The 21461-nt window shown below is 62.9% G+C and carries 19 protein-coding genes and 1 tRNA gene; 11 read left to right on the top strand and 9 right to left on the bottom strand.

Annotation, left to right across the window (positions count from 1 at the left end; all coding sequences use genetic code 11):
• Window positions 1-206: 206 nt before the first annotated feature.
• The gene (locus tag BLS26_RS17825; RefSeq protein WP_092513248.1) at window positions 207-1151 is read left to right on the top strand and encodes an IS110 family transposase; all 945 of its coding nucleotides are present in this window, start codon (window positions 207-209) and stop codon (window positions 1149-1151) included.
• Here the strand turns inward: BLS26_RS17825 and BLS26_RS17820 are convergent.
• Entirely contained in the window at window positions 1127-2563 is a 1437-nt protein-coding gene (locus BLS26_RS17820; protein WP_092513244.1) for an MFS transporter, read from the bottom strand. The two genes, BLS26_RS17825 and BLS26_RS17820, sit on opposite strands and share 25 nt — an antisense overlap.
• A gap of 125 nt (window positions 2564-2688) precedes the next feature.
• On the opposite strand from BLS26_RS17820, the gene ggt reads away from it, so the two are divergent.
• The 3 genes from ggt to BLS26_RS17805 all read left to right on the top strand — a co-directional run bounded on the left by ggt (window position 2689) and on the right by BLS26_RS17805 (window position 7310).
• Window positions 2689-4431: a gamma-glutamyltransferase gene (gene ggt / locus BLS26_RS17815; RefSeq protein WP_092513243.1), complete on the top strand. Its 1743-nt coding sequence runs from the start codon at window positions 2689-2691 to the stop codon at window positions 4429-4431.
• 127 nt (window positions 4432-4558) lie between these two features.
• Entirely contained in the window at window positions 4559-5857 is a 1299-nt protein-coding gene (locus BLS26_RS17810; RefSeq protein WP_092513241.1) for an MFS transporter, read from the top strand.
• Window positions 5858-5924: 67 nt separating this feature from the next.
• Entirely contained in the window at window positions 5925-7310 is a 1386-nt protein-coding gene (locus BLS26_RS17805) for a serine hydrolase (protein WP_092513239.1), read from the top strand.
• A 98-nt stretch (window positions 7311-7408) separates the two neighbouring features.
• Here the strand turns inward: BLS26_RS17805 and BLS26_RS17800 are convergent, their stop codons facing one another.
• Entirely contained in the window at window positions 7409-8074 is a 666-nt protein-coding gene (locus BLS26_RS17800) for a glutathione S-transferase family protein (protein WP_092513237.1), read from the bottom strand.
• A gap of 136 nt (window positions 8075-8210) precedes the next feature.
• Between BLS26_RS17800 and BLS26_RS17795 the strand changes: the two genes are divergently transcribed.
• From BLS26_RS17795 to panE, 4 genes are all read left to right on the top strand, one after another.
• A complete protein-coding gene (locus BLS26_RS17795; RefSeq protein ID WP_092513235.1) occupies window positions 8211-8816 on the top strand; it encodes a DUF2239 family protein in 606 nt (201 codons plus the stop codon).
• 103 nt (window positions 8817-8919) lie between these two features.
• The gene (locus BLS26_RS17790; RefSeq protein WP_092513233.1) at window positions 8920-9525 is read left to right on the top strand and encodes a 2-hydroxychromene-2-carboxylate isomerase; all 606 of its coding nucleotides are present in this window, start codon (window positions 8920-8922) and stop codon (window positions 9523-9525) included.
• Window positions 9526-9635: 110 nt separating this feature from the next.
• Window positions 9636-10373 carry an SDR family oxidoreductase gene (locus BLS26_RS17785; protein ID WP_092513231.1) on the top strand — a complete coding sequence of 246 codons (738 nt, stop codon included), beginning with the start codon at window positions 9636-9638 and terminating at the stop codon, window positions 10371-10373.
• 188 nt (window positions 10374-10561) lie between these two features.
• Window positions 10562-11482 (top strand): 2-dehydropantoate 2-reductase, encoded by a 921-nt coding sequence (gene panE, locus BLS26_RS17780; protein ID WP_092513229.1) that lies wholly within the window; start codon window positions 10562-10564, stop codon window positions 11480-11482.
• A 138-nt stretch (window positions 11483-11620) separates the two neighbouring features.
• On the opposite strand, the gene BLS26_RS17775 is transcribed toward panE, so the two are convergent.
• Window positions 11621-12205: a c-type cytochrome gene (locus tag BLS26_RS17775; protein WP_092513227.1), complete on the bottom strand. Its 585-nt coding sequence runs from the start codon at window positions 12203-12205 to the stop codon at window positions 11621-11623.
• 189 nt (window positions 12206-12394) lie between these two features.
• On the bottom strand, window positions 12395-13657 hold the full coding sequence (locus BLS26_RS17770) for a sorbosone dehydrogenase family protein (protein WP_092513225.1): 1263 nt from the start codon (window positions 13655-13657) through the stop codon (window positions 12395-12397).
• A 300-nt stretch (window positions 13658-13957) separates the two neighbouring features.
• On the opposite strand from BLS26_RS17770, the gene BLS26_RS17765 reads away from it, so the two are divergent.
• Entirely contained in the window at window positions 13958-14842 is an 885-nt protein-coding gene (locus BLS26_RS17765) for an NAD-dependent epimerase/dehydratase family protein (protein WP_157676484.1), read from the top strand.
• 5 nt (window positions 14843-14847) lie between these two features.
• On the opposite strand, the gene BLS26_RS17760 is transcribed toward BLS26_RS17765, so the two are convergent.
• Together BLS26_RS17760 and BLS26_RS17755 are read right to left on the bottom strand one after the other, a co-directional pair.
• A complete protein-coding gene (locus tag BLS26_RS17760; RefSeq protein ID WP_092513221.1) occupies window positions 14848-17190 on the bottom strand; it encodes a DUF2235 domain-containing protein in 2343 nt (780 codons plus the stop codon).
• A 169-nt stretch (window positions 17191-17359) separates the two neighbouring features.
• Window positions 17360-17434: transfer RNA gene (locus tag BLS26_RS17755), tRNA-Gly, on the bottom strand.
• 408 nt (window positions 17435-17842) lie between these two features.
• Between BLS26_RS17755 and trxA the strand changes: the two genes are divergently transcribed.
• Together trxA and BLS26_RS17745 are read left to right on the top strand one after the other, a co-directional pair.
• Entirely contained in the window at window positions 17843-18766 is a 924-nt protein-coding gene (gene trxA, locus BLS26_RS17750; protein WP_092513219.1) for a thioredoxin, read from the top strand.
• Between the two features lie 88 nt (window positions 18767-18854).
• On the top strand, window positions 18855-19529 hold the full coding sequence (locus BLS26_RS17745; RefSeq protein WP_092513217.1) for an LON peptidase substrate-binding domain-containing protein: 675 nt from the start codon (window positions 18855-18857) through the stop codon (window positions 19527-19529).
• A gap of 69 nt (window positions 19530-19598) precedes the next feature.
• On the opposite strand, the gene BLS26_RS17740 is transcribed toward BLS26_RS17745, so the two are convergent.
• Genes BLS26_RS17740 through BLS26_RS17730 form a run of 3 tightly spaced genes read right to left on the bottom strand, consistent with a single transcriptional unit; the run spans window position 19599 to window position 21403 of the window.
• Window positions 19599-20048 (bottom strand): hypothetical protein, encoded by a 450-nt coding sequence (locus tag BLS26_RS17740; RefSeq protein WP_092513215.1) that lies wholly within the window; start codon window positions 20046-20048, stop codon window positions 19599-19601.
• Window positions 20038-20949, bottom strand: coding sequence for an FAD:protein FMN transferase (locus BLS26_RS17735; protein WP_092513213.1), 912 nt, complete (start codon window positions 20947-20949; stop codon window positions 20038-20040). The genes BLS26_RS17740 and BLS26_RS17735 overlap by 11 nt, the downstream gene beginning before the upstream one ends.
• A complete protein-coding gene (locus tag BLS26_RS17730; protein ID WP_092513211.1) occupies window positions 20930-21403 on the bottom strand; it encodes an FMN-binding protein in 474 nt (157 codons plus the stop codon). The genes BLS26_RS17735 and BLS26_RS17730 overlap by 20 nt, the downstream gene beginning before the upstream one ends.
• Window positions 21404-21461: the final 58 nt, after the last annotated feature.

Here is a 21461-nt window from a genome sequence, read left to right as displayed (position 1 = left end):
GCGACCGGCCTCAACGAACTAACGATAGATCACGCGGTATGGGTCCCTGTGTGTGCAGGGTCTGTCATGATGGGGTGGGCGGGAAGCCGTTGGGTCCCTGGCGCATGACGCCGTAAACCGGCTCGGTCTCCCGCCCGTTTCGACCATTAACCTGAACAGTTGCACGAGGCTGCGCCAACAGACCTCGCATCACAGGGACAGGCCCCATGATCTTATCCCTTCGCTGCGTCGGAATCGACGTCTCCAAGCATACGCTCGACATTTTTGATGATGCCGTCGGCAAACCCGAGCGCATCGCCAACGCGCTACAGGCCATCACGGAGCAGGTGGCGCGTTGGCGATGCGGCAATGTCTTTGTCGTATTCGAAGCCACAGGCGTCTACGACCGAGAACTTGCCGAAGCGTTGCATCGGGCCAGGATCCGGTTTGCCCGCATCAATCCCGCCCGCGCTCGCGACTTTGCCCGCGCGCGAGGACGGCTGGCTAAAACCGATGCGATTGACGCCCACATGCTCGCCGGCTTTGCGCGGACGATGGCGCCGGCTTCCGAACAGGCGCCAGATCCAGCCCGGAACGCCCTGTCACTCCTCGCAAAACGCCGCGATCAACTGGTCCACATGCGGGCTCAGGAGAAGAACCGGCGCAGCGAGACGCGTGATCCCGCCATGATCGAAAGCATTGCGCGCCTCATCGACTTCCTCAACGGCGAGGTCAAGGCGATCGAGGCCAGGATCAAAACCCTCATCAAGGCCGAGCCGACGATATCCGACGACGCGCGTCTGATACGATCGGCACCAGGCGTCGGGCCTGTCGCCTGTATGCAGCTCATCGCCCAGATGCCCGAACTCGGTCGCGTCGGGCCTAAGCAGGTGGCTGCGTTGGCTGGTCTGGCTCCGCTTAACGTCGATAGCGGCCTATATCGCGGCAAACGAGCCATCGGTGGCGGCCGCAAGCGGGTCCGCGACGCTCTCTACATGGCCGCTCTCAACGCCGTACGCCGCGATGGTTCGGTTAAAGCTTTTTACCAAAAGCTCCGCACCGCCGGTAAACCCGCCAAACTTGCCCTGATCGCCGTAGCCCGAAAACTCCTCACGACCCTCAACGCCATGGTGCGAGACCGGAAAGCCTACCTCGCACCACGGCCTTCATAACAGTTGCCGGCGTTCGCCGGGACGACGGGCAATTCCCTCACCCGCACCAACAGCCCCAACCCCGCGACAAAGAACAGCACCAGCGTCGCCATGCCCGCCTTCTGGCTTGCGGTGGCCGCGGTGATCGCGCCGATCAGCAGCGGGCCAATGAAAGAAGTGACTTTTCCGGTCAGCGCGAACAGTCCGAAATATTGCGCGATGCGATCCTTTGGCGCCAGGCGAATCAAAAGCGTGCGCGATGCCGCTTGCAGCGGACCGCCGGCCGCGCCGATCAGGCAACCGAGCACGAGATAGGCGCGCTCGGCCGCGCCGGAGAACAATGGCGCGCCCGGTACCGGCGGCGCAACTTTCACCAAGAAGATCGAATCCTTGTCGACCAAGAGGATCGCGGTGATGGCGAACAGCAGCACCAGCATGCTGCCTGATATGACCTGCTTCGGTCCCAAACGATCGTCCAGCTTGCCGCCGAGCCAGGCGCCGAAAGTTCCGGCGATGGCGAGAATGATGCCGAAGGTACCGATCTGGATCGTATGCCAGCCGAAGGTGCCGGCCGCATAGATGCCGCCGAAGGCGAACAGCGACACCAGGCCGTCGGTGTAGATCATGTTGGCGAGCAGGAACGTCGCCATCGCTTTCTGCTTCGGCAGTTCGCCGAGCGTTTGCCTCAAGCCTGTCAAGCCTTCGCGCAGCGCCGCACGCAGCGGTCGTCGCGCCGGATAGTCCGGCGTCAGCAGAAACATCGGCAGCACGAAGATGATGAACCAGATGCCGGTCAAAGGACCGGTGATGCGGTCGCCCTCGTGCGTGGCCGGATCGAGACCGAATAGCGGCGAGAAGCCGAACAGCGTGCGCCCGGTATCGGGATTGGCGGCGAGAAAGCCCAGCACCAGGATCAGGCTGAGGATGCCGCCGATATAACCGGTGGCCCAGCCGGTGCCGGACAATCGCCCGATCTTGTCCGGCGGCACCAAGGTCGGCATCATAGCGTTGTTGAACACGGTGGCGAATTCGACGCCGACGCTCGCGATCGCATAGGCGAGCAGCAATGGCGGAATCACCGCGGGATCGCCGGGCCTGCCGATCCACATGAACGCGGAGCCGATCACAAGCAATACGCCAAAACCCGCGATCCACGGCTTGCGCCGGCCGCTGGCATCGGCAATCGCGCCCAGCACCGGCGACATCAGCGCGATCATCAGGCCGGCGGCTGCAGTGGCAAAGCCCCACAGCGCTTGTCCGCTGGCCGGATCCGGCGCCACGAAGCTGGCGAAATAGGGCGCAAACACGAAGGTCGTGATCAGCGTGAAATAAGGCTGCGCCGCCCAGTCGAAGAAAATCCAGCTGATGACGGCGGACCGGCGCGGGTATTGCTGCGGGATTTCGCCGCCAATGGTCTCGGAAGCGACCGCCATGCCTCGAATTCCTTCAAAATTCACGCGAAGGCGTTTTGCCGAGCGCCTGCGAACCCATATAGCATGCGTCACCCACGCTTGCGCGTTCGCCAAGCGTCACAGACTCCAACTGCGGCGGATTTTTGATGACGATATTTTCATCTGGGTGGCGCGCGAGAATTTCAGCCCTCGTGCTGCTGTCCGCCTGCAGTGTTACGGCCGTTGCGCAGGAGCGTCAGGTCTATTCGCCGCCGGTCCTCACCACTGTTCATGCCGTTCCCGCCGAACACGGCATGGTGGTTGCACAGGAGAAACTCGCCGCAGAAGTTGGCGCCGGCATCCTGCGGCAGGGCGGCAATGCCATTGATGCCGCGGTCGCGACCGGCTTTGCGATGGCCGTCACCTATCCGCGTGCCGGAAACATCGGCGGCGGTGGTTTCATGGTGATCCATTCGGCCGAGCGCCATGAAGACATCGCGATCGATTATCGCGAGACCGCGCCGGCGGCGATGAAGAGCGACAGCTTTCTCGGCGCGGATGGCAAACCCGATGCCGACAAGTCGCGCAACTCGGCGCTCGGCATCGGCGTACCCGGCACGGTTGCGGGATTGACGCTGGCGCTGGAAAAATACGGCTCCGGCCGTTTCACGCTGGCGCAAATTCTCAAGCCTGCCATCGAGCTCGCCCGCGACGGTTTTGTGGTCACCGACGACATGGCCGACACCTTGCCGGACATGTACCGCCGGATGGCGCGCTGGCCGAATTCCGCAAAGATCTTTTCTCACGTCGACGGCACGCCGCTGCATGATGGCGACCGGTTGATCCAGGCCGACCTTGCGGCGACGTTGTCGGCGATTGCCGAAAAGGGATCGCGCGCCTTTTACGAAGGGCCGATCGCCGAGCGGCTGGCCAAGGCCGTCAGCAATGCCGGCGGCATCATAGCGCCGGAAGACCTGAAATCATATCAGGCGGTGATCCGAAACCCCGTGCGCGGCAATTATCGCGGCTACGACATCGTGTCGATGCCGCTGCCGTCGTCCGGCGGCACGGTGTTGCTGGAAACGTTGAACATCCTCGAAGGGTTTCCGATGTCCGACATGAAGCAGGGCTCGGCGCCCTCGTTGCATGTCATCGTCGAAGCCATGAAGCGCGCTTACGCCGACCGCGCGCGCTATCTCGGCGATCCCGCTTTCGTCAACGCGCCAGCCGACATCCTGATCTCGAAGGAGTACGCCGCCAAACAGCGCGACGGCATCGACCTCGCGCGCGCGACGCCGGCCGACGCATTGGCGTTGAAACCGCCGCGCGAAGGCAGCAACACCACGCATTATTCCGTGGTCGACAGCAGCGGCAACGCGGTCAGCAACACCTACACCCTGAATTTTCCCTATGGCGTCGGCCTGGTCGCCGACGGCATCGGCGTGCTCCTCAACAACGAACTCGATGATTTCACCGCGGCGCCAGGCGCGTCGAACGCTTTTGGGCTCGTCGGCTATGAGGCCAACCTGCCCGGCCCCGGCAAGCGGCCGCTATCGTCGATGTCGCCGACCATCGTGCTGAAGGACGGCAGACCGGTGCTGGTCACGGGGACGCCGGGCGGCAGCCGCATCATCTCGGCAGTGGTTCAGATCGTCGTCGACGTCATCGACTACAAGATGGACGTCGCCGCCGCCGTGGCGGCCCCGCGTGTGCACCATCAATGGATGCCGGACGAGGTCCGGGTCGAGCGCGGCTTCCCCACAGAAGTCCTCGATGACCTGAAGGCCAGGGGTCATCAGGTGATCGAGCCAGTCGGCCAGACCTCGGCCAACTCGATTGCGGTGACGCCCAACGGCCTGCTCGGCGCGCCCGATCCGCGCACCCGCGGTGCTGCCGCGGCGGGACAATAGCGGCTCCGGATTTAGAGGGCTTGGGATTTGCCCGGCCACGGCATCGGCGTATGGTGCCCGCGCCTCACGTCAACCGGCCGGCGTGGGGTGGCGCAAAGGCCGGCTAAGAACTTCCGGGGGAAACATCATGAGCACGGCCGAACCATCGGGCGCGATCGAAGTCGCTGCCATCGAGGACACCAGCCTTCTCGCTTTTTATCGCGATATGAATCAGCCGGAACGGCGGACGTTCTGGGCCTGCGCGGCGGGCTGGGCGCTCGACGGCATGGACTTCATGATCTATCCGCTCGTGATCGGCACCATCATCGCGATGTGGAAGGTCGATCCGGGCAGCGCCGGACTTGCCGGAACCGTGACGCTGTTGGCCTCCGCGGTCGGTGGCTGGCTCGGCGGCTATCTCGCCGATCGCATCGGCCGGGTCAGGACGCTTCAACTCACCATCCTGTGGTTCTCGTTCTTCTCGCTGGTCTGCGCCTTCGTGCAGAATTTCGATCAGTTGATCATTGCACGCGCGCTGCTGGGCCTGGGCTTCGGCGGCGAATGGGCCGCGGGCGCGGTGCTGATGGGCGAGGCGATCCGGGCGCAATATCGCGGCCGCGCGGTTGGTTCGGTTCAGTCAGGCTGGGCGGTCGGATGGGGCCTGGCGGTGCTTTCGCAGGCGATCCTGTTCTCGTATCTGCCGCCCGAACTCGCCTGGCGCTGGATGTTCGCGATCGGCGCATTGCCGGCGCTCCTGGTGTTCTATCTGCGCCGCTACGTCACCGAGCCGGAGATCGCCGCGGCGACGCGGGTCAAGCAGGCCGCCTCGGGTGACCGGCCGGCACTGTGGGAGATCTTCTCAGGCCCGATCCTGAAGACCACTATCCTGGCGTCGCTGATGGTCACGGGCTGTCAGGGCGGCTACTACGCCATCACCTTCTGGGTGCCGCGTTTTCTCACCGTCGAGCGCAAGCTCTCGGTGGTCTCTTCGACCGGCTACCTCTCGGCGCTGATCATTGGCTCGTTCGCCGGCTATCTCGTCGGCGCCTGGCTCGCCGACCGCATCGGACGGCGCAACCTGTTCCTGACCTTCTCGCTCGGCGCCATCGCCATCGTCATCCTCTACACGCAGTTGCAACTGACCAACGAGATGCTGTGGCTGCTGGGCTTCCCGCTCGGCTTCTTCGCCTCCGGCTACTTCTCCGGCGTCGGCGCGTTCCTCACCGAACTGTTTCCGACCAGGCTGCGCGGATCGGGGCAAGGCTTCTGCTACAATTTCGGCCGTGGTATCGGCGCGCTGTTTCCGTTCCTGGTCGGATCGCTCTCGACCTCGACGACGCTCGCCAACGCGATCGCCATCTTTGCTGTCGCCGCCTATGGCGTATTCTTCATTGCCGCCTTCGCGCTGCCGGAAACCCGTGGCAGGGTATTGCATGCGGACGCCTGATTGAGGATAGCCCGCGGTCGCACCATACGTGACCGCGGCGCCGTGTGACCGTCTGCAGGAGAGGCGTGTGGGTTGGGCAAAGTGGATCGTCGCCGGTTTGGTACTGGCCATTCTGGCTGCTGCCGGCGTGATCTTCCGCCCGGATCGCGCCATTCGTGTCGCTACCGGCTATGTCGCCCATAACATCTGCGTCAAAACATTCGTCTCGGGCCTCGATCCGCAGACGATCTTCACGGAAGCTTCCGACCGCTCCGGGATTCGTCTGCTGCGCCCTGTGCTCGGCTTCCAGCTCGATCGCACCGGCAAAACCGTCGACACCTCGACGCTCGGCCTGTTCCGCAGCCGTGCTGTGTTTCACGATGGGCTTGGTTGCGTCGAGCAACACGGATCGAAGCCGCCTTATCTTGTGCGAAGCGACCTCGAAGCGCTCAAGACCCCGAAGACGCCGCCGCTGTTGCCTGAGATCGCAGGACCCGCTGTGGTCGAGCCTTCAAATCCGGCCTTGAAGGCCGCGCTCGATCACGCCTTCGAAGAGCCGCCCGATCCACCGTTTCGGCGCACCAAGGCGGTCGTCGTGGTGCACAACGGCCAGGTGATCGCCGAGCGCTACGCCACAGGCATCGGCGTCGACACCCCGCTGCTCGGTTTTTCCATAACCAAGTCGGTGGTCAATGCGCTGATCGGCATCCTGACGCAGCAGGGCCTGGTGACGCCCTCGATGCCGGCGCCGATTCCGGAATGGCACGGTGCCGACGATCCGCGCCGCGAGATCGAAGTCGAGCATCTCATGCGCATGACCTCGGGCCTTGATCTCGATGAAACCAATTCCGGCTTCGATCGCTCGAGCCAAATGTTCCTGCACGACGACACCGCCGCCTATGCCGTCAACGCCAGAATGATCGCACCGCCGGGCACGCGGTGGCATTACTCGAGCCCGACCACGCAAATCCTGGCGCGCATCGTGCGTGATGCCGTCGGCGGACCGGAGCAGACCTTGGCGTTCGCGTGGCGCGAATTGTTCAATCCGCTGGGCATGCGCAACGTGACGCTGGAATTCGATGGCGCGGGCACCCTGCAAGGCTCGACTTACATGCTGGCGAGCGCGCGCGACTGGGCGAGGTTCGGCCTGCTCTATCTCAACGACGGCATCGTCGGCGGCAAACGCATCCTGCACGAGGACTGGGTCGATTTTTGTGCCGCCGCAACGCTCGACACGGATTATGCCGCGGGCTTCTGGACCAATCGCAGCGAATATCCCAGCGCCAAGGGGCGCGAGCGGCTCGGCATTCCCCGCGATGCGTTCTTCGCATCCGGCGATCTCGGCCAGCGCATCGTGATCATGCCGTCGCAGCATCTGGTCGTGGTGCGTCTCGGCGACAGCGTCGATCCAACGGGAGATATCAGGGGGCTCGGACGGCTGGTGAAGGAAGTGATTGGGGCGGTGCAGCCCTAGCCGTTGTCGTCATTCCGGGGCGATGCGCAGCATCGAACCCGGAAGCTCGAGATTCCGGGTCTGGTGCTAGCGCACCATCCCGGAATGACAGAGCTTAGCTACCTTCCAACCACATACGGCCCGCCCTTTTCCAACGCCCGCGCATAGGCCGGCCGCGCATGAATGCGTTCGAGGAACGCCATCGCCTTGGGATGGCCCTGCTCCAGTCCGCCACGCGCCGCAGCGGCTTCCAACGGAAAGCTCATCTGAATGTCGGCGCCGGTGAATTCTTGGCCGGCGAACCATTCGCTTTTCGCCAGTTCGTCTTCCCAATAATCCATGTGCTGCTTGAGCTGCGGATTGACCAGCGTGGTCAGCGCCTGGTTCGAAACCTTGCGCACCAGCGGCCGCAGCAAAGCCGGCGCCCGCTTTGGCATCAGTGTGAACAGCAGCTTCAGCAGCAGCGGCGACATCGCGGAGCCTTCCGCGTAATGCAGCCAATACGTATAGCGCAGCCGTTCCGGCGTCTTCGCTGATGGAATCAGGCGGCCGTTGCCATAGGTATCGATGAGGTACTCGCAGATCGCGCCAGACTCGGCGATGGTATTGCCGTTGTCGGTGATGACCGGCGACTTGCCGAGCGGGTGGATGGCGCGCAATTCCTTTGGCGCACGCATGTCCGGCTGGCGCTGATAGCGAACGATCTCGTAGGGCACGCCGAGTTCTTCGAGCAGCCACAGCACGCGCTGCGAGCGGGAATTGTTGAGATGATGCACCGTCAGCATGACCGTCCCCCGGATTGATGGCGCGTTGGTGCCAGCCGGCCGCGCGAAAGTCGAGACACCCGTTCGGGTGATGACTCGGGTTCTTTGACAGCGACAATTTACCCGGGTAATATACGCCCCAAACCTGAGGAATTGTATGACCCCGGCCGCTGACCCCGCCTACGTCGCCTTCGACGGCGATCGCTGTATTGGATCGGGCAGTCTCCGCGACGTCGCGCGCGCCGGCCGCGACGCGCTCGACCGGCATTCGCACGCCTCGATCCTGGTTTTTGACGCCCAAACCAGCGCGCCGGTCGACCTCGACTTTCGCGGCTCGGTCGACGACGTGCTGGCGCGAATTCCACCGGCCACAACGCCGTCGGCCGACGAAGATGTTGTGGTCACCCCACCGCGCGGTCCCGGCCGCCCGAAACTCGGCGTGGTCGCCCGCGAAATCACGCTGCTGCCGCGGCACTGGGACTGGCTGGCGCAGCAAAAGGGCGGCGCCTCGGTGGCGATCCGAAAACTGGTCGACGAGGCGCGGCGCGTGAACGAGGACGCCGACCGTATCCGCCTCGGGCAGGAAGCGACCTACCGCTTCATGTCCGTTATGGCCGGCAACCGGCCGCATTACGAGGAGGCGATCCGTGCGCTGTTCGCCGCCGACCCGCGCCGTTTCGAAAAATTGATCGCCGAATGGCCGGCGGATATACGCGACCACGCCGCACGTCTGGCGGAACGGGCGTTTCTACGCCAAATCTGAGCCAAGAAACCCGGGCAGCTCCGGTTGATCCCGCCAATCCGAGCCGCTACGCTAATTGGAATGATAGCGATCATATAAGAAGCGCCGTTTCGGGGAGACCGCCGTGAGCTCAAATCCGCAATTCCTGTTCGATTTCGGCAGCCCCAACGCCTTCCTCAGCCATGAGGCGATCCCGGCGATCGAAAAGCGCACGGGCGTGAAATTCGAATATGTCCCGGTGCTGCTCGGCGGCATCTTCAAGGCCACCAACAACAAGTCGCCCGCCGAAACGCTCGCCGGCATCAAGAACAAGCGCGAGTTTCACGCGCTGGAGACCGAGCGCTTCGTCAAGCGTTTTGACGTCAAGCCCTATGTCATGAATCCATTTTTCCCGGTCAACACGCTGAACCTGATGCGGGCGGCCGTAGCCGCGCAATTGGAGGGCGTGTTCGAGAAGTATGTCGACGCGGCCTACCATCACATGTGGGTCGAGCCGAAGAAGATGGACGACCCGGAAGTCGCCGTGAAGGCGCTCACGTCGTCAGGCATCGACGCGGCAAAGCTGCTCGCCCGCTCGCAGGAGCCCGAGGTGAAGGCAAAGCTGATCGAGAACACCCAGGCCGCGGTCGAACGCGGCGCGTTCGGATCGCCGACGTTCTTTGTCGGCAAGGAGATGTTCTTCGGCAAGGAGCAGTTGCGCGAAGTCGAGGAAATGGTTTCGGGGAAATAACCCTCGCCGTCATTGCGAGCGAAGCGAAGCAATCCATCTTACTACGAAGGAAGTGTGGATTGCTTCGTCGCTTCGCTCCTCGCAATGACGGAGGCCCAAGGAACACTACAATGCAAAAGCGAAACGCATCCGTGGCCGTGATCGGCGCCGGCGACTACATCGGCGGCGAGATCGCCAAGAAATTTGCCGCCGAGGGATTTACCGTGTTCGCCGGCCGACGCGACGGCGCCAAGCTGGAACCGCTGGTCAAGGAGATCGAAGCGGCCGGCGGATCGATCGTGGCGCGCACGCTCGATGCGCGGAAGGAGGACGAGGTCGCGGCCTTCCTCAACGACGCCGACGCGCATGCCCCGCTCGAAGTCTGCATCTTCAATGTCGGCGCCAATGTCAATTTTCCGATCCTGGAAACCACCGATCGTGTGTTCCGAAAGGTCTGGGAAATGGCCTGCTGGGCCGGCTTCCTGGCCGGGCGCGAGTCGGCCCGGCTGATGCTGCCGCGCGGCAAGGGCAACATCTTCTTCACGGGTGCGACCGCGTCCTTGCGCGGCGGCAGCGGCTTTGCGGCTTTCGCCAGCGCCAAGTTCGGGTTGCGTGCGGTCGCGCAATCGATGGCGCGCGAACTGGGGCCGCAGAACATCCATGTCGCCCATCTCATCATCGATTCCGGCGTCGATACCGCCTGGGTACGCGAGCGCCGCGAGCAGCTCTGGGGCAAGGAAGCGCTCAACAATCCCGATCTGCTGATGCCGCCCGCCTCGGTCGCCGCGTCCTATTGGCAACTCTACCAGCAGCCGCGCAGCGCCTGGACGTTCGAGCTGGAGATTCGACCGTTCGGAGAGAAATGGTGACGCGCATATCAATCATGCATTGACGCGTCATGGCCGGGCTTGACCCGGCCATCCGCGTCTTCATCTATCGAAGTGAAAAGGCGTGGATGCCCGGGATCGCAGACAAGTTTACGTAGTCTGCGCAAAAGCAAGACTACTATGCCCGGGCATGACAAGCCGGGTACAACAACAACAAAAGGAAGTTATCCATGCGCGTTCTCGTGGTCGGCGCCGGAGCCATCGGCGGATACTTTGGCGGCAGGCTGCTTCAGGCCGGCAACGACGTCACCTTCCTGGTGCGGCCGAAGCGCGCCTCCGAGCTTGCGAGCGCGGGCCTCGTCATCAAGAGCCCGAACGGTGACGTCACGCTGAAAAATCCGCCGACCGTGCAGGCGGATACGCTCAGGCAACATTTCGACGTCATCCTGCTGAGCTGCAAGGCTTTCGACCTCGACGACGCCATCAAGTCGTTCGCGCCGGCGGTCGGGCCGCAGACCTCTATCATCCCGATGCTCAACGGGATGCTGCATCTGGATATACTCGATGCGAAATTCGGCCGCGAGCGCGTGCTCGGCGGCCTCTGTGCGATCGCGGCCACGCTCAACGAGAAGCGCGAGGTGGTGCAGCTCCAGCCGATGCAATCGCTCAATTTCGGCGAGCGCGACGGCAAGATGTCGGATCGCGTCCGCGCCATTGCGAAAATCATGACCAACGGCATCACCGGCGCGGTCGCCAGCGAGAACATCGTGCAGGAGATGTGGGAGAAATGGGTGTTTCTCTCCACGCTCGCCGCCTCGACCTGCCTGATGCGGACGTCAGTGGGCAATATCCTGGCCGCCCCGGGGGGGCGGGATTTCATGCTCGGCATGCTGGATGAGACCAGCGCGATCGCGAAAGCGGCGGGCCATGCCCCGACCGGACCGTTCTTCGAGCGCACCCGCGGCTTGCTCACCGCCGAAGGCTCGCAAATGACGGCGTCGATGTTCCGCGACATCAAGGCGGGTGCTGCGGTCGAAGCGGATCATGTGATCGGCGATCTCGTCGCGCGTGGCGACGCCGCGAAGGTGCCGCTGGCGAAGCTGCGGACGGCCTACACGCATCTCAAGGCCTATGAGAAGCAGCGGGGGTGAGAGCCACCATTCGGTGTCGTCCCTGCGAAAGCAGGGACCCATACGCCGCGGCAGTTGTTGTGCAAATGGTCCCAGCCACCGCATCTTATCGACAGATCACGCGGTATCGGTCCCTGCGTTCGCAGGGACGACAAAGATTTACAAATTCGCCAGATAATGCGCCAGTGCCTCGATCTCTTCCTCGCTGAGGGGATAGGCGACGTCGGCCATCGTCGCCATCGCGCCGCCGGCGCGGACGCCCGACTTGTAGTCGCGGAGCGCCTTCACGAGATATTCCTCGCGCTGGCCGGCGATGCGGGCCACCGCCTTGGTGCCGGCGAAACTATCGCCGTGGCATGAGGCGCAGCGCCGCCCGGCAGCGGCCTGGGCGCCCTTTGTCGACAGATCGGGATTGTCGTCCGATTTCGACGCCTTCGGCGGCGCGAGCTGCGCAAAATAGGCGCCGAGGTTGCGGATGTCGTCATTGTTGAGCTGCTCGATAACCGGCTGCATCTGCTCGTTCTTGCGGGTGCCGGCACGGAAGAACACCAGTTGCCACTGGATGAACTGATCGAGCTGGCCTGCCAGCGAAGGAATGTTCTCGGTCTGCGAAATTCCGTTGTCGCCGTGACAGCCGGCGCAGAGCTCGGCCTTCTCCTTGCCGGCGGCGATATCGGCGGCGTGGGACGCAGGACCAAACGCGATCAACGCCGCAACGGATGCTCCGACAAGTGCATTGCGCATCGCAATTCCTCCGGCTGTCATTGCCGGGCTTGCCCCGGCAATCCATCTTCTTGAGTGAATCTTTTGTTTGATGGATGCCCGGGTCAAGCCCGGGCATGACGATCGAAATGAGATCGCCAATACCTCAAATGAAAAGGCTGCGGCGAGTTCCATTGCTGGAGCAACCGCAGCCTCTTCTTCACTTAAGCCTTACTTCTTGCTGTAGCTGATGCGGTAGATCGCACCGGCCCAGTCGTCGGCGACAAGGATCGAACCATCCTTGGCCAGGATGATATCAGCCGGACGGCCGAGATAGCCCTGGTCGCCTTCGAGGAAGCCGGAAGCAAAGACCTCTTTCTTGGCGTTCTTGCCATCCGGACCGACGGTGACGCGCGTAATGTTGGCGCCCTGGTACTTATGCCGATTCCATGAGCCGTGTTCGGCGATCAAGATGTTGTTCTTGTACTCGGCGGGGAATTGATCGCCGGTATAGAACTTCATGCCGAGCGGGGCCACATGGGCGCCGAGATTCAGCACCGGCGGTGTGAATTCCGAGCACTTGTGACCCATCGCGAACTTCGGATCCGGCAAATCGCCCTGGTGGCAATAGGGATAACCGAAATGCTCGCCGATCTTGTTGATCATGTTGAGCTTGTCGCTCGGCAGATCGTCGCTGATCCAGTCGCGGGCGTTTTCGGTGAACCAGTATTTGCCGGTGCGCGGATCGACGTCGCCGCCGACGCTGTTGCGAACGCCGAGCGCCCAGACTTCGGCATTGCCGGTCTTGGGATCGACGCGGCGGATCTGCGACACGCTGGTCGGGGGAATACCGACGTTGAAGGGAGGTCCGAACGGAATGTAGAACCAGCCTTCCTTGTCGACCGCGATATATTTCCAGCCATGCGCGGCGTAGGACGGCATGTCGTCATACACCACCTTGCCGTCGCCGAGCTTGTCGAGATTGGCTTCGGCGTTCTCGTACTTGATCAGCTTGTCGACGGCGATGACGTAGAGCGCGCCGTCGCGGAAAGCCAGACCAGTGGGCATGTTGAGGCCCTTGAGGATGGTCTTGACCTCTTTCTTGCCGCCATTGTCCTTGATCGCATAGACATTGCCGAGGCCGAAGGAGCCGACGAACAGCGTCCCCTTGTCGCCCCAGGCCATCTGCCGCGCCGCCAGCACGTTCGAGGCATAGACCTCGATCTTGAAGCCCGCGGGCAGCTTGATCTTCTTCATCAGCGTCGCCAGTTCGGCGTCGGATGAGCCGGTCGGCGGACCGGACGGCGGCGCGAGCCCCTTCTGGGCTTCGGTTTCGTCGCCGAGGAACCAGTCGTCCGGCGGATGGGTCCAGAACTCCTTGGTACCGGACTCGTATTTCTTCAGCGGCTTCTGTTGTGCGTTGGCCTGACTGGCCCCCGCGACAACGAGGATTGCCGTGAGCGCAAGAATAGATCGATGGAAAGCCGATTTCATCGCGTCACTCCCTATGCAGCTTGATGGCTGCGCCTGTTATTTTTTGAACGTTCGAGAGACGAATTTGGTTTGGTGAGGTGGAACAGACGGCAAAATGGTAGCACATCCAGTGCGGGTGAAAAGCGTACGATACGCTGCTCAGTCAGACCGAAACAAATTGAGAGAAAATTTTCTTGCCGGCGAATTGGTTTGGGACTTTTTTGCGGCCACGCGCGTGCACCGCAATATTCGTACGAAGCTAACGCGGTGGTCAGGCGAGCAGCGCCAACTGACGGGCGGGCTGCACATAAGAGGTAGATCGTGCGCGTCTTGGTTCTCGGTGGGACAGGCTCGATCGGCTCCGCCGTGGTGCGGGAACTGATTGAACGGGGACATGAATTGTTCAGCCTCGCGCGATCCGAAGCGTCCGCGGCAAAACTCCGGCAATTGGCCGCGACGCCGCTTGCCGGCGACATCGGGTCGCCCGAAGCCTGGACCGCGAGGCTGCCGCGGATCGACGCCGTCATTCACGCGGCGTGTGATTTCAACACCGACATGGGCGCGGTGGATCGTCGGCTGCTTGACGCCATCCTGCCCGCGCTCGCGCGACAAGAAAACAGGCCGCGCTTCATCTATACCGGCGGCTGCTGGCTATTCGGCGCCACGGGTGACGGTGGTGCCACGGAAGAGACGCCGTTCCGGCCCCTTCCCGCCTTCGCCTGGATGGTCCCGCAGATCAGGCGCGTGCTGACGTCATCAGACATCGCGGGCATCGTCATCCATCCGGCGATGGTCTACGAGGCCGAAGGCGGGGTATTTCGCCGTTTCGCCGGCGAGGCCCGCGACGGCGAAGGGGTCCGCATTGTCGAAAGCGAGGCGGTGCGATGGCCGCTGGTGCACAGCGAGGATCTCGCCGCCCTCTATGCTCTGGCGCTCGAACGGGCGCCCGCAGGATCGAGTTACATCGGCGCGTCGATCGAGGGATTTTCCGTCGGCCGCATCGCGCGCGCTTTCGCCAGACGCTTCGGCAAGCCGGACCAAGCGCCGCAGATCCTGTCTGCCGACGCGATCGCCGCCGAACTCGGCGAATGGGCGAGAGGGTATGCGCTCGACCAGCGGCTGAGCGGCGCCAAGGCGCGCCTCGAACTAGGCTGGGCACCGTCGCATCTCGACAAGGAGAGCGAGATCGCAGCCGTTTCCGGCTGATCGCACTATCTTCCTTTGAGCCGTTCGATGGTGAGGCGTGCCGTGCCGGTGTTGTTGCGATAGAAGGCGCGATACAGGCCTGGAATCCCGATCACGGCGTCGTTGACGAAAACAAACAATTCGCCATCGCGGGTCGGCCTGAACGGAAACTCGATGACGGGGTCGGTGGGATCCGGGTCGTAAAACGTTTCCTCACCGCCCACCTCGCCGAACCGCAGCACGATCCGGAACCAGTCGTGGTTGAACTCGCGCCGGAATGGCAGGAACAGCGAGTAATAGAGACGGATGTACCAGGGCGGCGGCGCTATCGTGGGATATCCGCCGATCGGAAAGTCGTAATGCCAGATGCCGTTGCTCCACGCCTGGACCGGCTCGACCGGTACGATCGTGGCCCGATAGTGCGCACCGCGCGTCAGCATGATGCCTGTCGCCACACAAAGGTCTGACGGTCCGAAATCGACCGGACTGCTCTTCGTTTCCTTCGGGTCAATGCCCTGAGCGGGCGCCTTCAGCTCGACCAAGGGAGGTTTGCTGCCTTCGCAGGTCGCCCCGGCCACGTCAAAGACATCGAAAAGGAAATGGCTGACGAGACCGGCGGCGAGATAGACGAACATCACCGCGAAGAAGAGCGGCGCTATCTTCTTTTTCAACCCCTCGTGAAAGCCGATGTAGAAACGGTTGCTGCGCAAGTGATAGACGAAGTTGTCCGGCAGGCCCTTCGGCGCGTGCGATGTTTTTCCCCAGATCGAGGCCATCACGCTTGAGGTGCGCGACGCAACCTTGGACGACAGGTACAGCAGAGCGGTGACGAGGCCCGCCATGACGGCGAACCACAACGGCGCGCGCGCATAGCCCTCGACCCAGGTCTGGGCAAAGTCCGGCAGGAACGAGCCGGCGAACCGGACGAAATCTGAGATCATGCGGAACGGACTGGTGAGTTCGTCGACCTTCTGCGCGCTGCTCAGCAGCGGAAACATCACCAGCCACAGCGTCGCGCCGACGGTGGCAAAATACAGGATGCGGCGCGCCCAGACCCAGTTCCAGACGTGTTCCTGCGCCAGCGCACGTTGCGCCGCGGCTTTTCTGGTTTCGAACGGTTCGCGGCCGGCCGCGATCCTGAACTCGTCCGGCGATACGATTTCGCCGGTGTCCTTGACGACGTCATAAAACGGCGGAAGCCCGACCGGTGCATAGGCCTGGGCATGGTTGTCGATGCGCCGGAAAACACTCTCGTGGATCTTGGCGCGCTGGACCTCTATCTCGTCATCCTCCTCCTTCTTCGAGTCCGGATAGAAGTGAGGCACCAGCTTGCGCGGCCCATAGCGATAATAGCCGCCGAGCCCCTTGCGCGGATCGTAGAGTCGTCCGTCCTTGTCCCGTTTCGAAATGGCGTTCTTGAAGGTGTCCGGATCGGCCCGCATCAGGTCGGGATCGTCGGGCTGGTTGGCGTAGTCCGACTTGAACCGGAGCCCGCAGCGCTGCGCTTCGGTGATCATCCAGACGAACGGAATGTAGGCCAGCGCATCGTCGGGATAGCCGCCGCCGACATTGGTGTGCACGCCCGCGAACCAGACCTGGCTGACGCGCTCATCCTTGATGAAACGCCGCCCTTGCGGATCGGCCGTTTTCCCGCCGCCGCTTTCCTCGTCGCTCTCGTCCCAGAGCTGGGGGTGGAACGTGGTTCGCTCCTCGTCCAGCGCCAGCGCCTGGCAGGCGCGCATGATATCGGGGTGCGGCCGGTGGTCATCAGGAAGTTCGATCGGCCAGAGGTACTTGTGAATACCGGCGGTCATTTCACTGATCGGCATGCCGTAGGCCGCGACCGTATCCCAGACCCCGACGAATCGGATCTTGACGTGCGTGCGCACCTCCTTCGGCGGGTACTTCGGCGGGAACAGGTTGCGGATCGCCTGGTACGGCCGCTCGAGCTTCAGGTGTTTGTAACGCGCCCGGCGATAGGCGCGGTAGGCGGCCTTCGCCAGGCTGTCGAGTTCGGCCTCGCTGTCGGCCTTGACCAGCCCCTGGCTGACGATCAGGCCGATCACGATCCGGATGGTGAAGGCGCCGCGGCTGAAGCCGAAGCCGAACAGTTCGTCGTCGGCGCTGTGGTAGTTGCGGCAGGCGAACTTATAGAGCGCGATGACGTTGCGCCGCAGCCCGAGGCCAAACGCGCCGCCGAGGATTGCCATCGGCTTGAACGAGGACGTGCCGACGCCGTCGTCATAGAGCGCGACCTGGTCGTTGCCGGAGAGATCCAGCGCCTCGAAGGTGCGCCAGACATTGGTGCGCCAGACCTTGGCGGCGGAATTGCCGGTGCCGTCGGACAGCAGAACGATCTTTCGGCCCATGGAAATGCCCCGCCGCGACAGCAAATGGAATTGCAACCTCAGGTATTACAGCATCGCACATTCCGATCGGATTGAAAGCGAGCTGGATCACATGAACAGATCAAAAAACAACAAGGCCGCCAAAAGGCGGCCTGTCGTTGCGTCAATGATTTGCCAATTGAGAAAATCTTGGAGCGGGCGAAGGGGCTCGAACCCTCGACCCCGACCTTGGCAAGGTCGTGCTCTACCACTGAGCTACACCCGCATCCGATGTGGCGGCGATCGCTCGCCGTCAGCGGCAGAGCTATGCCAAATGCCGACCGCGAATGCAACAGGGCGAACGCGCTTCCGTGACATCCGGATCATCCGGCCTTCTTAACAAATAGGCGCGAATCGGGTCGAAACCACGCCGAAACGGGCCTAATCCGGCTGTTTTCACCTATCTTGGGAACCCAGGGACGGGCACATGCATTTCGGGAGGACGAATCGAGGGAATTGCCGCCCGCGACCGGCTGCACCAAGGCCCGGCTCGTAACCCCGGTTGGAAGTCCGGCGCGGATTGAATTTTGCGGCCAAACCGCCATTTAGCTGGCAAGAACTTGGTCCCCAGCCGTGCTAGAAGCGGCCGACCAGATCCATTCCGCATCTTCTCGAGACATCAGGCGAGGATACCGTGACCATAGTTGAGCAGGGCGGCGCCGCAGTGCCGCAGGCAACCGCCGATCTGATCAAGGAGACGACCACCCAGACCTTCGTGCAGGACGTCATCGAGGAATCGAAGCGCCAGCCGGTGCTGATCGACTTCTGGGCGCCCTGGTGCGGCCCCTGCCGCCAGCTCACGCCGATCATCGAAAAGGCGGTCCGCGCGGCCAAGGGCAAGGTCAAGCTGGTCAAGATGAACATCGACGAGCATCCGCAGATTCCCGGCCAGATGGGCATCCAGTCGATCCCGGCCGTGATCGCCTTCGTCAACGGCCAGCCCGCCGACGGTTTCATGGGCGCGCAGCCGGAGAGCCAGGTCAACGCTTTCATCGACAAGCTCACCAAGGGCATGGCGGCGCCGGGTGAACCGAATATCGCCGAAATCCTCGGGGAGGCCGAGGCGGTGCTGGCGGAGGGCGATCCCGCGGCCGCCGCGCAAATCTATGCCGAGGTGCTGGGTGTCGACGCCACCAATATTGCGGCGCTGGCCGGTCTTGCAAAATGCTACGTGACCACCGGCGCGCTCGAGCAAGCCAAGCAGACCATCGGCATGGTGCCGGAATCCAAGCGCAACGACGCCGCCGTCAAGGCGGTGCAGGCCTCGATCGATCTTGCCGAACAGGCCCAGGCGGTCGGTCCGGTGGCCGAGCTGGAACAGAAAGTCGCCGCAAACCCGCTCGATCATCAGGCGCGATTCGACCTGGCGACCGCGCTCAACGCGCAGGGCAACCGCGCTGAAGCGACCAACCAGTTGCTCGAAATCGTCCGGCGCGATCGCAAATGGAACGAGGACGGCGCCCGCAAGCAGCTGGTGCAGTTCTTCGAGGCGTGGGGCGGCATGGACGAAGCCACCGTGGACGGACGCAAGCGGCTGTCGACGATTCTGTTTTCGTAAAACTGACGCGTGTATTCCACATAAGTGGGCAGCAGCTTTGTGATCAGAACACGCGCAAACCTGTAACGCACTAACGCCGGGACCGCAGATGCCGATCAATGCCGAATACCGCGGACCCGGCGAGCTTCCCGAAACCATTCCGGTGTTCCCGCTACCCGGCGCGCTGCTGCTGCCGCGCGGCCAGATGCCGCTCAATATTTTCGAGCCGCGCTATCTGGCGATGGTCGACGATAGCCTGCGCGACGGCCACCGCCTGATCGGAATGATCCAGCCGGATATTTCGCACAGCAAGGACGAGGCCCGCCCGGTGCTGTTTCGCGTCGGCTGCGTCGGCCGCATCACCCAGCTCGCCGAATCCGGCGACGGCCGCTACATCCTCGAACTGACCGGCGTCTCGCGCTTCAAGGTGGTCGAGGAACTCACCGTGCTGACCGCGTATCGGCAATGCAAGGTGGATTTCTTTTCCTATGTCGACGATTTCGTCGCGCGCAAGGGCGAGGACGCCGTCGACCGCGCGGCGTTGCTCGATGTGCTGACCGATTTTCTCAAAGCGAACAATCTGAAAGTGGATTGGGAAGGCATCGAGAGCGCGCCGAACGAAGCGCTGGTCAACGCGCTGGCGATGATGTCGCCCTACGGGCCGGCGGAAAAGCAGGCGATGCTGGAAGCCGCCGACCTGAAGACGCGCGCGGAAATCCTGATCGCGGTGACCGAAATGGACCTCGCCAAGAAGCGCACCAGCGGCGACACCGGGTTGCAGTAGTTGTTTGGTTCCCGATTGGTGAACGATCGCAGGCGCGCCAGCGGAGCGCAGGATTTCAGAATAACCGCTTCAGGGAACGCGTGAGCGAAGCGGATCGCGCTGGCTGGATTGTCGTCGTCCCAGGAAGATATGGACCGCAAACAGCGCCGGCAAACCAAACCCGGCGCCAAGGTGTATCAGCTTCATCCAGGGCCGCACCGTCTCGGATCCCAAATAGTAGAGTCCGAAGGCGGTCACGATCAGAAGCGCATTCAGCGTAATCATCACCGATCCCGAAACCATATTCTTGCCGCTGCGCCAGCCGCGCAGCACATGCACGGGAATCAGGGCGCCGATCAGCAACAGTGTCGCCATGGCGGCGCCGCCGTGAACCATGAGCAGGTAGACGGCGGTCGACTGCCAGATATCGTCGCTGGAGATGTCCTTTTGCCAGTCCGCCACCAGCCAGCCCGCTCCCGTCAGGAACAGCGTCGCGAAAGCCGCGTAGGTTGAAAACCGGAGTGAGGGTTTAAGCCGCAAGGTGTACTGCCTGATGCCAGCCGGGGGTGATCTGGATGTCGCCGTCCGTCGAGATCAATAGCGCCTCGGCGTTGTAATGCTCCAGCAGCGCCAGCGCGTCGGTCCCGGAAATCATGGCGATTTTCGTCAAGGCGTCGGCGACCATGCAGGAGGGGGCGCGCACGGTGGCACCATCGATGCCGTCGGCCGGCCTGCTGGTGACCGGATCGATGACAGCCGAACCCGTCGTGTCGGCCGAATGAAACAAATCGAAACGACGGGCCGTCGTTGCCAGCGCTTCATTGGTGACCTCCACGCGGCAGATCAGGCGGCGCGGGTCGCGTGGATCGCGGATATGAACGGTGTGCGGGTCGGGCCCATAGCCGGCAAGATCGCCGCCGGCGTTCACCAGACCGCTTGGCATGTCGAGACCGCGCAAGACCTGCAGCGCGCGGTCGACGGCGAATCCCTTTGCAATCCCCCCGAGGTCAATCGCAACCCCGCGATCCAGAAATCGAACCGTTTGCCGTTGAAGCAGTTCGATCGCGTCGAACGATCGGGGTTCGGTCGCGGTCGGGGAACGGTCATCCATCCGGGGCAACAGGCCGATCCACTGCAGCGCCGGCGCGACGGCGACGTCGAATATTCCGCCTGACCGTCGATGCAGGTCGACCGCCATCTGCAAAACCTGAAAGGTCCAGTCATGCACGCCGACCGCGCGCAGGTGAGCTTCGCGGTTGAGGCGGCTGACGTCACTGTCCGCCTCGTGAAAGCTCATCAGCCGGTGGACCGTCGCGATGGTCTCGAACGCGGCATTCACCGCCGCCTCCATCGCGGGCGCAGTTGCTCCCGCGACCGTAATCTCGACATACGTTCCGAGCAGCGGTCTTGCGCGGCGTAAACTATCGGAGGCGATTGCCATATGCGGCCAGTATCCTCTTGACCCCTTCCGCCACATGCGTCGATGACAGCGTCGCACCCGCGATATTCGTGATATCGCCGTTGATCCGGAGTGGGCTGCCGCTGGTCTTGCCGACGAATTGCGCAAGCCAGCTCGGGCTGTTGACCTCCCCACCGTAGGATTCCCGGTACTGCAATATCTCGACCTTTTGCACGGCGCCGTTCGGACTCAAGGCGACGGCGTAGTCGATGAAGAGGTGCTTGCCGACAACACGATCGAAGATGAAAAATCCGATCCCGCGTCCTCCGGCCTCGGCTTTCCAGACCCGGCCGGCCTGCACTTCGCTGAAGTGCGTCGCCGATGGAAACGCCTGCTTTTGCGCTTCACCGATCGACAGATACTGGACGGCGTACGCCGGTGAAGCCATCGACGCGACCGTTGCAGCGGGCACGACATATCGAAGCCATTTCGTCATACTTCATCGTCCCTAAAACGAGTACCAGTCGATCACGGGCCGGGTTGCGATCCCAATC

Origin of the sequence: Afipia sp. GAS231, assembly GCF_900103365.1 — a bacterium.
Taxonomy (GTDB): domain Bacteria; phylum Pseudomonadota; class Alphaproteobacteria; order Rhizobiales; family Xanthobacteraceae; genus Bradyrhizobium.
Note: the sequence above shows the minus strand (reverse complement) of the source record. Positions and strands in the feature narration are given on the sequence as shown.

Coding starts and splice junctions, on each gene's coding strand:
- BLS26_RS17825 (WP_092513248.1), top strand. CDS start 207: ATGATCTTATCCCTTCGCTGCGTCGGAATCGACGTCTCCAAGCATACG.
- BLS26_RS17820 (WP_092513244.1), bottom strand. CDS start 2,563: ATGGCGGTCGCTTCCGAGACCATTGGCGGCGAAATCCCGCAGCAATAC.
- ggt (WP_092513243.1), top strand. CDS start 2,689: ATGACGATATTTTCATCTGGGTGGCGCGCGAGAATTTCAGCCCTCGTG.
- BLS26_RS17810 (WP_092513241.1), top strand. CDS start 4,559: ATGAGCACGGCCGAACCATCGGGCGCGATCGAAGTCGCTGCCATCGAG.
- BLS26_RS17800 (WP_092513237.1), bottom strand. CDS start 8,074: ATGCTGACGGTGCATCATCTCAACAATTCCCGCTCGCAGCGCGTGCTG.
- BLS26_RS17795 (WP_092513235.1), top strand. CDS start 8,211: ATGACCCCGGCCGCTGACCCCGCCTACGTCGCCTTCGACGGCGATCGC.
- BLS26_RS17785 (WP_092513231.1), top strand. CDS start 9,636: ATGCAAAAGCGAAACGCATCCGTGGCCGTGATCGGCGCCGGCGACTAC.
- panE (WP_092513229.1), top strand. CDS start 10,562: ATGCGCGTTCTCGTGGTCGGCGCCGGAGCCATCGGCGGATACTTTGGC.
- BLS26_RS17775 (WP_092513227.1), bottom strand. CDS start 12,205: ATGCGCAATGCACTTGTCGGAGCATCCGTTGCGGCGTTGATCGCGTTT.
- BLS26_RS17770 (WP_092513225.1), bottom strand. CDS start 13,657: ATGAAATCGGCTTTCCATCGATCTATTCTTGCGCTCACGGCAATCCTC.
- BLS26_RS17760 (WP_092513221.1), bottom strand. CDS start 17,190: ATGGGCCGAAAGATCGTTCTGCTGTCCGACGGCACCGGCAATTCCGCC.
- BLS26_RS17745 (WP_092513217.1), top strand. CDS start 18,855: ATGCCGATCAATGCCGAATACCGCGGACCCGGCGAGCTTCCCGAAACC.
- BLS26_RS17735 (WP_092513213.1), bottom strand. CDS start 20,949: ATGGCAATCGCCTCCGATAGTTTACGCCGCGCAAGACCGCTGCTCGGA.
- BLS26_RS17730 (WP_092513211.1), bottom strand. CDS start 21,403: ATGACGAAATGGCTTCGATATGTCGTGCCCGCTGCAACGGTCGCGTCG.